General features: G+C 45.8%; 11 protein-coding genes. All 11 read left to right on the top strand.

From position 1 onward, the window contains the following. The first annotated feature begins 19 nt into the window (after positions 1-19). On the top strand, positions 20-1,213 hold the full coding sequence (locus KZE55_RS04600; RefSeq protein WP_222259644.1) for a phage portal protein: 1,194 nt from the start codon (positions 20-22) through the stop codon (positions 1,211-1,213). After that, a complete protein-coding gene (locus tag KZE55_RS04605; RefSeq protein WP_222259645.1) occupies positions 1,194-1,913 on the top strand; it encodes a head maturation protease, ClpP-related in 720 nt (239 codons plus the stop codon). Before KZE55_RS04600 ends, KZE55_RS04605 begins: the two co-directional genes overlap by 20 nt. Positions 1,914-1,918: 5 nt before the next feature. Beyond that, a complete protein-coding gene (locus tag KZE55_RS04610) occupies positions 1,919-3,100 on the top strand; it encodes a phage major capsid protein (RefSeq protein ID WP_222259646.1) in 1,182 nt (393 codons plus the stop codon). A 14-nt stretch (positions 3,101-3,114) separates the two neighbouring features. Next, a complete protein-coding gene (locus KZE55_RS04615) occupies positions 3,115-3,468 on the top strand; it encodes a head-tail connector protein (RefSeq protein ID WP_222259647.1) in 354 nt (117 codons plus the stop codon). Next, complete coding sequence (locus tag KZE55_RS04620) at positions 3,455-3,832, top strand: phage head closure protein (protein WP_261313306.1); 378 nt, start codon at positions 3,455-3,457, stop codon at positions 3,830-3,832. The genes KZE55_RS04615 and KZE55_RS04620 overlap by 14 nt, the downstream gene beginning before the upstream one ends. Continuing rightward, positions 3,816-4,250: an HK97 gp10 family phage protein gene (locus KZE55_RS04625; RefSeq protein WP_222259648.1), complete on the top strand. Its 435-nt coding sequence runs from the start codon at positions 3,816-3,818 to the stop codon at positions 4,248-4,250. Before KZE55_RS04620 ends, KZE55_RS04625 begins: the two co-directional genes overlap by 17 nt. Further along, complete coding sequence (locus KZE55_RS04630) at positions 4,250-4,624, top strand: DUF806 family protein (RefSeq protein ID WP_222259649.1); 375 nt, start codon at positions 4,250-4,252, stop codon at positions 4,622-4,624. Before KZE55_RS04625 ends, KZE55_RS04630 begins: the two co-directional genes overlap by 1 nt. 37 nt (positions 4,625-4,661) lie before the next feature. After that, on the top strand, positions 4,662-5,288 hold the full coding sequence (locus KZE55_RS04635; protein ID WP_222259650.1) for a phage tail protein: 627 nt from the start codon (positions 4,662-4,664) through the stop codon (positions 5,286-5,288). Positions 5,289-5,383: 95 nt separating this feature from the next. Then, a complete protein-coding gene (locus KZE55_RS04640) occupies positions 5,384-5,728 on the top strand; it encodes a phage tail assembly chaperone (protein ID WP_222259651.1) in 345 nt (114 codons plus the stop codon). A gap of 229 nt (positions 5,729-5,957) precedes the next feature. Continuing rightward, positions 5,958-10,547, top strand: coding sequence for a tape measure protein (locus tag KZE55_RS04645; protein WP_222259653.1), 4,590 nt, complete (start codon positions 5,958-5,960; stop codon positions 10,545-10,547). A gap of 11 nt (positions 10,548-10,558) precedes the next feature. Beyond that, positions 10,559-11,434 carry a phage tail domain-containing protein gene (locus KZE55_RS04650; protein WP_222259655.1) on the top strand — a complete coding sequence of 292 codons (876 nt, stop codon included), beginning with the start codon at positions 10,559-10,561 and terminating at the stop codon, positions 11,432-11,434. Positions 11,435-11,438 lie beyond the last annotated feature (4 nt).

Below are 11,438 nucleotides of genomic sequence, written 5' to 3' on the forward strand. Positions count from 1 at the left end.
CGAAAGGAGGTGAATGTAATTGCCGTTATTTAACCAAAAAGTTAGCCCGGGGCTGACAATCGCAGACGATACCGATATTTTGCACTTTCTCAACCCGGATGACAGTGACAAGTACGTTGACGCACGAACAGCGCTGAAGAATTCGGATATCTATTCAATCATCTTTCAGCTAAGTGCTGACCTAGCCAATGGGAAGCTCAAAGCGGATGCACCACGTGCCCAGGGGATTCTTAATAATCCTACGCAGACAAGTAATGCGCATGCTTTCTGGCAGTCGATGTTTGCCCAACTGTTGCTGGGAGGTGAAGCCTTTGCCTACCGCTGGCGGAACCAAAATGGAACAGACATGACATGGGAGTATCTGCGACCTTCGCAAGTTACTCCTTTTCTTTTGGAAGACGGTTCCGGATTGATCTATAACGTCACGTTCGATGAACCGGAAGTGGGTGTCATGGAAGCTATTCCGCAATCTGACATAATCCACATTCGACTGCTTAGTCAAAATGGTGGGAAGACTGGAATTAGTCCGCTGAGCGCCTTAGGTAACGAACTGCAGATTAAGGACCAGTCAAATAAGCTCACATTAAGCGCTCTGGGGCGTTCTATCCTTGCTCCGGGTATTTTATCGATCAAACATGGAGGATTGCTCAGTGACGAGGAGAAGGCGTCTCGTTCACGTAAATTTATGAAGCAGACATCAGACTCACAGAACGGACCAATCGTGTTGGATGACTTGGAAGACTACACGCCACTAGAGGTTAAATCCAACGTTGCCCAACTGCTTAATCAGGTTAGCTGGACAGGAGCACAAATTGCGAAGGTTTATGGCGTGTCTGACAGCATTATCAACGGTCAAGGTGACCAGCAATCGTCTATTCAGATGATGGGTAATGCTTACGTCAAGTCGCTGTCACGGTTCGCTAAACCAATTGTGTCAGAACTGAACGATAAGCTGAACGCTAATATTACTTTGGACCTGCGTCCGGCTGTTGATCCGCTTGGTGATGACTACGCTAACACACTATCAACGCTACAAAAGAATGGCACACTTGGTGCTAACCAAACTACATGGATTTTACAACAGGCCAATTACTTGCCTGATGAAATGCCGGACAAAGAAAAGCCAACTACACAAGTACAACCTGTGCAAGTGGTTTCTGGTGATGATGATTCAGCGAAGGGAGGTGAGAACGATGACCCAGATCAAGATTAAGGGTGCTGTTGTTAGCAATGATGACGCTGAAATTTACGACTGGTTAGGGTATGACAACGTTAGCCCTAACGCCGTTGAAGATGCGTTAAACAATAGCGATGGCGATGTGGAAGTTGATATTGCCAGTGGTGGTGGTAGTGTTTTTGCTGCTTCTGAAATCTATACCATGTTAAAGGCTTACTCTGGCAAGGTTGTGGTTAATATTCAGGGGCTTGCTGCTTCTGCTGCCTCTGTAATCGCAATGGCCGGTGATGAAATTAATATGTCACCAACTTCTCAAATGATGATTCATAAGGCTTCAACTGTATCAGCAGGCAATGCCGATGATTTCGCTCACGACTCTAAGATGTTAGATGTTACCGATCAATCAATTGTTAATGCTTATGCAGCAAAGACAGGGATGGATCGTGATGACATCTTGCAATTAATGTCGAACGAAACCTGGATGACTGCTCAAGACGCCGTTGATAAAGGTTTTGCTGATAATATTTCAACTGGTGCTAAGCAACCACAACTTATTAATGCGGTTGGTACACCAGTCATTAGCAACAATGCAATTAGTAAGATTAAAACGCTTTTGGCTAAGTCACGAAGTGATAAGCCGGAAAACAAGGCTGAAAAGCCTGTTAATACTGAAGAAAAGTCAACTCCTAGTCTGCGTGACCAGAAGCTGGCTATTTTATTTGGAAAGAAGGAATAATCACTATGGATATCAATAAGATCAATGATGCCTGGATTGCCGCTGGTCAAAAGGTGGCTGATCTGGACAACAAGCTCGCCATTCAAACAATTAGTGACGACTTTGAACCTAATGACGAATTCAAGGCCCTCAAGGAGCAACGTGACAACGCTAAGATTCAACGCGACACCTTAAAGGAACAATTGGACGAAGCACGGGCCAACGAAGTTTACCGTATGAAGGACGAAGACAAGAAGCCTCTGAACGACAAGCAACTCGACCTTAAGGACAAGTTCGTACGGGACTTCAAGGACATGGTTACTACTGGTAAGACCGATGCTGGTAACGCTGGTTTAACCATTCCAGACGACATTCAAACTACCATTCACACTTTGGTCCGTCAGTATGCTTCACTGCAGAACCTGGTCAACGTTGAACGGGTTACTACACCTACTGGCTCTCGGGTATACGAAAAGTTCTCTGAAATCAAGCCTCTGGCTAACCTTGACGATGAAACTGCCAAGATCGGTGACAACGATGATCCAGAACTGACGACTATCAAGTACCTGATTCACCGGTACGCTGGTATCACCACCGTTACTAACACTCTGCTGAAGGACACTGCAGAAAATATCCTGTCATGGCTGTCCACTTGGATTGCTCGCAAGGTTGTCGTAACCCGGAACCAAGAAATCCTGAAGGTTCTGGACACTGCTTCTAAGAAGCCAACTATCGCTAACTTCGACGACATCAAAGACCTGCAACTTAACACCCTTGACCCTGCAATCATCGCAACTTCAAGCTTCGTGACTAACCAGTCTGGCTTCGCTGTTCTGGCTAAGGTTAAGGACGCTCAAGGCCGTTACATGATCCAGCGTGATGTTACTAACCCAGAACAATATCGGATCGGTGGCAAGCCTGTAATGGTTGTTGCTGACCGCTGGTTACCTGATGTATCTGGTGCTCACCCACTTTACTACGGTGACTTCAAGCAAGCCGTAACCCTGTTTGATCGTGAAAACATGTCACTGCTGTCTACTAACATCGGTGGCGGTGCCTTTGAAAGCGATGAAACTAAGATTCGTGTTATCGACCGGTTCGATGTAGAACAAGTTGACGGTGACGCTTACGCTGTAGCTTCATTCAAGGCTGTTGAAAACCAACAGGCTACTACTCCAGAAACTTCTGGCGCAACCACAACTAAGTAACGAGGTGACTGACTATGAGCGGTGAACAACAACTAGACCCACTAGTACCACGAGTTCGTGACATGCTTTATCTCGATGATGATAGTGATGATCAGCTCCTTGACTCCTATATCAAAGCCGCTCAAGCCTTTGTTCATAACGCTGTTGGCGAGGACGTGAACGGCTTTTATAGTGATGCCAACGTTTCTTCACTGGTCACACTAGCGGTCATGTCTCTAGCTGGTACTTATTACCAAAACCGACTAGCTTTGTCAGACGTGCAAGCTTACCAAGTGGACTTAACAATGAATAGCATCATTGGTCAGCTGCGTGGCTTGCGTGATACTTTTGCTGAAAAGGAAGTGGGTGACGGTAGTGGCAAGAACTAACTATCGCTATCCGCTGTATCGGATGCGTCACAAGGCCCAGTTTGGTTCAATCAAGAGTCACCAAAACAAGATGGGCGTCAATGTGATGGGGTTCGTTGATGAATTTACTTTGCATTATGCAAAGATTAACCTCACACTCTCTCAACGCTATGGTGTCGCTGGTTCAACACTTGAGCATTCAACAGTGATTGCCATTCGGCACAACCCGAAGGTCAAGGAACCGATGCTTGTCAAATTAGCTGATGGGGTGACTTACTCAATCACCAATATTTCGGCTAACCAGGATGACTATATTTCCTATGACTTGCTGACACTTACTAAGTACACGCAAGGTGGAGGTGGCGCTAATGGCCGACGGAGTTGAAATGGATGATTTTCTCCAGCAATGGCTGAAGAAGGTTAAAAGTATCAGTACTGACCTAACGCCGAAAGAACAGGAAAAGATTACTGCCGCCGGCGCTGAAGTATTTAAAGACAAATTACAACAAACTACCCGTGAGAAGCACTATTCCAACCACGATGATAAAGTTTACGGCCATGCGGCCGATAACATCGACATGATGAAGTCTGACGTGGACGGTGACCATAACGGAGTTAGCACCGTTGGTTGGAATAATCGGTATCATGCGATGAACATGATGCGCTTAAATGACGGGTACAAAGGCTATACGGCCGATCACTTTGTTACAAACCTGGTACAGGATAACAGCACTTCCACTGCTGTTTTGCAGGCAGAAAGTGAAGCTTATCAGAAGTTGCTAAATGAAAAGGATGATGACTAGTGCTCGCTGTTTTACGTGCGCAGAAGCTTATGCAAGGCATGAAAGACAGCCCGCTTGATGCGGTGTACACTAGCAACCTTCCTGCTGAAGAGGTTGATGATACGTCACGCACTGTAGCACTGATCACTGACGTACGGGCAGACTTAGCATTGCCTGGCAATGGAGACTTTCATGCTCAAGATAAGCAAGTTGAAGTGCAAATATACTACAAACTCGATGGGGACGACCCTGACGAGTTTGAGACGAAATTAAAGCATCTCTTCATCCAAAACGGATGGGTGATGATTGACAATCGTGGCCACACTGTTGATCCTAATACTCAGCAGTTAACGGCTACTTTTTATTTTGATTATTTTGAAATTGAGACTGCTTAGTGGTCTCTTTTTGGTTTTAAAAGAAAGAAGGATTTACATGCTACTTCACGGTATTAAAAAGGCCTGGGTTGCTTTGAAGTCACAAGACGGTAAGAACTTGCTGACTGGTGACGACGGCCTATCTCAAAACGGTATCTATGAACTGGACCACAACGTTTTAGGTGTAGCTAGTGCCGAAATCAAGGGGCTTGATGGTTCAAAGCTTGAAAAGGTTGCTGGTAACAACATCGTACAATTCTCATACGCTGACCCACTGAACCCACAAGTTACCATCTCTATTAACAGTTTGCCGCTTGATATTTTGGCCAAGCTGGTTGGGATGGAAAAACAAGGGGCTGGTTGGCAAATGGCTGATACTAAGCCGATCGGTGCTTTTATTGTTCAGGCACCTTCTATGACTACTAACGACTCTGTTTACTTTGCCTTCCCATCGGGTAACTTTTTGATGGGTGATAAGAAGCTCGATACGGATACGGACTCCAAGAAGACGCCTGTTACTGATCAAATGACTTTCGCGGCTATTGATGACCCGAATATCAATGATTTGTATCGGATGTACTCTACTCAAGACGCTGACTGGAAGTCTGAGGATGATATGTTCAAGGAATTGTTCCCTAACTATACTGCTTCTTCGACTGCGCCTACTAGCAACCCCGCTTCTTAAACTACGCCTACTAGCAACTCCTGAAGTCATTAGAGTCAATTAGTCGCCATCGAAATACACAGTACGTAAGGGCGGCTTTTAGAAAGGATTAGTCTATGAAAATTTATGTAAAGCTTTTTGATAAGGAATTTGATGTTAAGGCAAGTAACAAGGCTGCGCGGAGTGCATTAAAGATGCAGCTTGAATTTGCCAAGATGAATAACACGGCTGATAAAGACGCTACTGACGTTTTTAGCACGCAGATTGCTGTCATTGATGAAGCCGAGTCTTTCATGAAGAACATCTTGAAGCTTACTAAGAAGCAGGCCGAATCCCTTGACGACATGGACTTTCAAGAAACCATGTCGGCCGTTGGTTATATCTGCGACCGGATGATGGGAATGAGCGATGAACAAATCAAAGCTGATACGGAAAAGGTACGTGAAGACCCAAAAAAGTAAATTGGAAAGCGCGTGAGTGGGAATTAAAAAATCGACTAGAAGATTTTGACTTTGCTGAAAAACAGGCTATTTCTAACTTCGGCTGGTCAATCGATACTTTTGATGAAACGGACTACTACCGGATGTCGGAAGTCATGTCTGCTAAGGGTCAAAATGATCGTGCCGTTGACCCGCTTAGTGCCATTATGGGTATTCGTACTGCGCAATCACGACGGAAAGGAGGTAAATAATGGCTAAAGTAAGTAATATTATGGCGACTAAGGTTGCCTTAGATATGGTTGAAGCTAGTACTTCAGTCCGTAACCTGACTACCGTTGTAAACAGCGCCACTCAAGCGTGGAAGGCCAACGAAGCTAATATGCGGGCTGCCGGTGACTATGCCGGTGCTGCTAAGGCTAAGTATGAGGGCCTGGGTAATGCTATCAGTGCTCAACGTGACAAGATTGAAGCCCTTGAGCGTAAGCAGTCTGAGATGAATAACGTCGACCAGAAGACTGCTGACCAGTACCTTGAACTTCGGTCAAAGCTTAATGAGTATCGTGAAGAGATGGATAAGCTCGACACTACGACTGAAAAAGGTCAGGCGCGGTATAAAGAGCTTAATGAAGCTATCACGCGGACTAAGCAACAGCTTGATAGTCTTGACACTGGTACCGTTAAGTCTGCCGAACAATTTCTAAAATACGGCCAGGAAGTTGACCGGGCGAAGGCTAAGTTAGCAAGTTTACAAGCTCAACAACAACGTGCAGCTCAACAGGTTGATCTAGAAAATAGCGGGATTATCCGACTAAACGCTACTATGCGAGCTCAGGGTGCACTGGCTTCTGCTACTGCTGAACGTCTTCGCTCAGAAGGACAGAACTACCAAGCGATGACCGTAGAGATTAATAACCTGCGGTCTCGTCTGGACACCTTGCGGACGATTCAGCGTTCGGAAGTTCAATTGCTTGATTCTACTAGGTCACGAATGGGTGAAACGTCTACGGAGTATTTGAAGCAGGCGGCTCGGGTGCAAGACCTGGGAACTAAGATCCAGAATACTCGTAGCCAGATCAATCAACTGAACGAAACCATGCGGCGGACACCGACTGGTTGGTTAGGCAACCTATCTGCACGCTTGGATAGCATTTCTGGTCAGGCTAATCGGGTATCAACCACGTTTGGGCGCATCTTCGGAGCTACGGTAGCGGCTAATCTTTTTACCAATGCCTTAGGTTCTATAAGTGCTCGAATGGGCGACCTGATTCGTTCCGGTGTGGAATACAATGTTGAACAGAACAAGATGCTGGCAACGTGGACGACTTTAACCGGTTCTGCTGGTAAAGCTGATCCAATGATTGGCTCCATCAACAAGATGGCGCAGGCTACGGGTCAAAACGTTGATGTTGTTAACGAACTTGAGCAAGGTTTCTACCACCTGAATTCTAGTAAGTCGCAGGCCGATGGTATGACCAGTTCCTTGCTTAACATGGCTGATGCCGTCGGTTTGAACGGCGAACAGATTAAGGCCGTCGAACAAGATATGGTTCACGGTATGGCTACTGGTAAAATCACCCAGGGTGAATTGAACCAGATTGGCCAATACTTCCCAATGATTGACGAAGCGATGGCAAAACATTTCCACACAACGGTTGCGGGAATGCGTCAAATGGCCAAAGCCGGCAAGATCACTTCAAAGGACTTGCAGGATGTCTTTGAATCACTAGGGAACGGCAAGTACAAGAAAGCTGCCGAGAATATGATGAACTCATATTTCGGTGTTTTCCGTACCATTCGAGCTCGTACCCCTCAACTGATTGGTGACGTTACTCGTCCATTTATGAAGATCAGTAACCCGTTCTTACAATCAGTAAGAAAATGGGTAAACGACAAGTCAACTGATACTGAATTTCAACGTTTAGGCAATCAGATGGCCAGGTCGATGAATCAAATCATCAAAGCATTCGGTGGTAATAACGTTAGTGCTACTAAACTTATGGATAATGCTATTCGTAACTTGACTAGTGGTGTTCGTCAGTTTGGCGACATTGTTGCCGCTCACCATACTCAAATTGCTAATTTCTTTAGGGCCTTTAAGACTGGTTCAGCTGCCCAGGCTAAGCTGTTTATTGCGGTGTTTGCCGACCTATCCAAAGTGCTGCTACCTGTTTTAAACTTAATGGCTCGGTTCCCGAAAACTAGTGCTGCTTTAATCACTAGCATGATTTTAGCTTCACGAGCCGTACGGACACTGCAAGCTGGTATCAAGGGCTTTGAAACACTGAAAGTCGCTAGTCAGGCAATTCGAGCATTCTCTGGCCACTTGCGTAATATTCCAACACGGAAGATTACACGGATTCAGGTTGATGGTGCAGAATCCACACGTGACTTGCAAGCCTACAGTAATCGCCTTGATCGTGTGCCTAAGCAAAAATCAACGCGAGTTACTGCTGAGACTACGCAAGCTAATCAGCGGCTTAACAGCGTTGAACGAAAAGCTCAACGGGTGCCGAAAAATGTCAATGTCCGTGCTACTGCTAATACAGCACAAGCAACGACTAATCTGACACGGCTTGGTGCTCGTTCGATGGCCAGTGGAACAAATGCAATGCGTGGTATGACACTGGTTGCCCGAGGAGCTACTGTTGCACGCGCTGGTCTCTCTTTGATTGGTGGACCAGCTGGTGCTTTATCCCTGGTAGTTATGGGATTTCAAGCTTTGTATCAACACAACGCAAAATTTCGGCGATTCTGCAACCGTATTGCTGCTGGTGCTCGTTCGATGGCCGGTAAAGTCGGCCGTTGGTTTGGTAACATGGCCAGAACGGCTGGACGACATATTTCTACTATGACTCGTAGTTGGCAACGGGGCCACCAAAACATGGTACGTCAGCAACAACGTTCCTCTCGCCAACAGGAACGGGCTAGTCGTCAAAAATGGAATCGTTTGGGTCGTAATACTCAACGCGGATTAAGCAATATCAGCCGTCGCCAGCAGCAGGCTGCTCGTCGTCAGACTCGGTTGCAAATTCAAGCGTCGCGTCAACAACAACGTGCTGTACAGCAAATGTGGAGGCGTATGGGGCGGACAATTCAGCAAGGCTGGAACCGTAGCCTACGCTTTGCGCGTCGTGGTATCCAACAGCAGCAACGGCTACATCAAAGACATACCAGATTAGTTGATCGATTGCATTCACGACTTTGGAGAAATTTAGGTCGCTACGTAACTCAGGGCTGGAACCGCAGTAACCGTTTGACCCGTCAAGGTGTTCGTCAGAAATTGGCACAGCACCGAACGATGTCTAGCCGGATTGCTCTGTTCAACTCAAACATGTGGAAGAATATTCTTGACACATCGACTAGCGGCACTGCTTCACATTTACAAATTCATAAAAATGGTTTAGCAAGCATTAATGGTGCCTGGACTAGTATGTGGAGTAGTTTAAGAGATTTCTTTGGTAAAATTTGGGATGCTATCAAAAACCTTGCTGAAGATGGTATGAATGCTGTAATTAGCGTTATAAATGGTGGAATTGGTGCCATTGATACTGTTTGGAATTTCTTTACCGGGCATGGTTCCGGTATTGGAAAACTAGGAAAGGTTCACTTTGCTCAAGGTGGTGTTGTCCACCGTTCCTTATCCGTTGTTAATGATGGTCCCGGCAGTAACTGGAAAGAGCTTATGCAGTTTCCAGATGGTTCATGGGGGATGAGCCAGCAACGCAATGCAACGCTGATGCTCCCTGTTGGTACTCGTGTCTATAACGGTGATGAAACCAAAGGAATTATGAACGCCGCTGGCATTGAACACTATGCTGATGGTGGTGTCGTTGGTGTACAACACTTCGCTGGTGGCGGATTTGTTCGTAACCTTGAAAACTGGATTGGCCATTTTGGAGATGCAATGGGTGGCCTTGGTGAAAAATTCCGCTCTATGGAAGACTTCCTGGAAGAACCGATCCAGAAGATCAAGGGCGTTGTCCAAAATGCTGTTGGTGGTGACTACTCACAAATTGGTCACTGGGGTGAACTAGCTCACGGTGAATGGAACAAGATCACTGATAACATGGAGCACTGGGTTCGTCATACAATCACGGATTTCCTGTATTCCTTTGAAAACAAGGCTCTTTCGCAAGACATGATGCGGGCCGCTGCTACTATCAACAAGGTCAAACCGTCAGACGGCTTCTTTGGTATGCTGTGGCAAGTAATCATGAGTGAATCTGGCGGACGTAATGTTGTTCAGCAAGTTCATGATGTTAACTCCGGCGGTAATGAGGCTGCCGGTATTTTGCAGTACACACCTGGTACCTTTGCCAAGTATGCACTGCCTGGTCACGGTAATCGGATGAATGCCTTTGATGAACTACTAGCCTTCTTCAACAACACGGACTGGTTGGCTTCCATCGGCTCAACGATCATTCGTGGTGTCTCTAAAATCGACTGGTTGCATTCTGGACCGCAGGGTGGTCGCCGTGATAGTTTCTGGCCACACTTTGCTGAAGGCGGTTTGGCTACTCAGCCATCTGTTTTTGGTGAAGCAGGGGCTGAAATGGCGATTCCACTTGACTCAATGAAGTCCAGCCGGGCATGGCAGCTTATGAAGCAGGTGGTCAATTACTACGCTGGCACTGAAAATACGTCAAGCAATTCTTCTTCTCCTGCTGATTTGACGAAGCTGGAGAAAAAGTTTGACGCTTTGCTGGCACAGAACCAGACGATGCTTAGTCTAATTGACAAACTGATTGGTGTCACTGATTCAGCTAATAACCCAACCCGCCGTTATCGTCGTGAAGCTCGTGACATTAGTCTTGCACAAGCTCAATCATTTAGAAATTAGGAGGTGATCGGTTGGCTGGAAAAGATTTAAAACTTGATAATATCAGATATAACTGGCCAAAATTGTTTATCAAGCCTCCAGAAGGCGATGAAATTGATGCTGAGGATATCACCAGCGGACTACGTTTCCTTGATGATGATTCAGATGCAGTGCTAACTAATACTTATGCTAACGATGCGATTATGGACGGTCAGGCGTACTCATACTCACAAGTGGGGATGAATACGATCAATAGCCGCTTTGTCTTGCACTATGGTGATTGGTATGACTACAAAATGAAGAAACACGAAATTGCTCGCTTCTTCATGCAAAAGGGGTTGTATCGAATTCGTACTGATGCAGAGCCTGGAATTGTAAAGTTTGTCCGTGCAGGAAATTTTACGATTAAGAATCCGGAAGACCGTAGCCATTACATTCAATTCACTATTCCGTGGGAAAACCCTAGTGGTGTGAAATGGTCACTACCTTACAGTGATGATTTAATGGAATACGATCAAGACCTGTGGCAATACGGGATGAACCTACCGAATGGTATTGACTTGCATTATCACTACGTCAATACGCATAATTTCGATATCTATAATGCGAGTGACATTGATATTGACCCGGTTGAGCGGTACCCACTACAAATTATCGTGACCGGTTTCCATGGAAAATTTGACATGGTCAACGAAACCACCGGTGATGAAATCGTGTACACTGAACCGCTTGAACCAGAAGACAAATTAGTCTGGGATAACCTGTCAGTTTACAAGAATGGTGAACTCGACAACGGCTCATCTAACCTGGCTTGGATTCGCTTAAAACGGGGGTGGAACCACTTTAAAATCTACGGTTATGACAACGTGGATATCCGGTTCCATTTCCGCTTTGTTTATTTGAATTAAGGAG

Origin of the sequence: Limosilactobacillus panis, assembly GCF_019797825.1 — a bacterium.
GTDB lineage: Bacteria > Bacillota > Bacilli > Lactobacillales > Lactobacillaceae > Limosilactobacillus > Limosilactobacillus panis_A.

Bases quoted from the DNA above. Each gene is read 5' to 3' on its own strand.
- KZE55_RS04615 (WP_222259647.1), top strand. From the start codon at position 3,115: ATGAGCGGTGAACAACAACTAGACCCACTAGTACCACGAGTTCGTGAC.
- KZE55_RS04610 (WP_222259646.1), top strand. From the start codon at position 1,919: ATGGATATCAATAAGATCAATGATGCCTGGATTGCCGCTGGTCAAAAG.
- KZE55_RS04605 (WP_222259645.1), top strand. From the start codon at position 1,194: ATGACCCAGATCAAGATTAAGGGTGCTGTTGTTAGCAATGATGACGCT.
- KZE55_RS04625 (WP_222259648.1), top strand. From the start codon at position 3,816: ATGGCCGACGGAGTTGAAATGGATGATTTTCTCCAGCAATGGCTGAAG.
- KZE55_RS04640 (WP_222259651.1), top strand. From the start codon at position 5,384: ATGAAAATTTATGTAAAGCTTTTTGATAAGGAATTTGATGTTAAGGCA.
- KZE55_RS04645 (WP_222259653.1), top strand. From the start codon at position 5,958: ATGGCTAAAGTAAGTAATATTATGGCGACTAAGGTTGCCTTAGATATG.
- KZE55_RS04635 (WP_222259650.1), top strand. From the start codon at position 4,662: ATGCTACTTCACGGTATTAAAAAGGCCTGGGTTGCTTTGAAGTCACAA.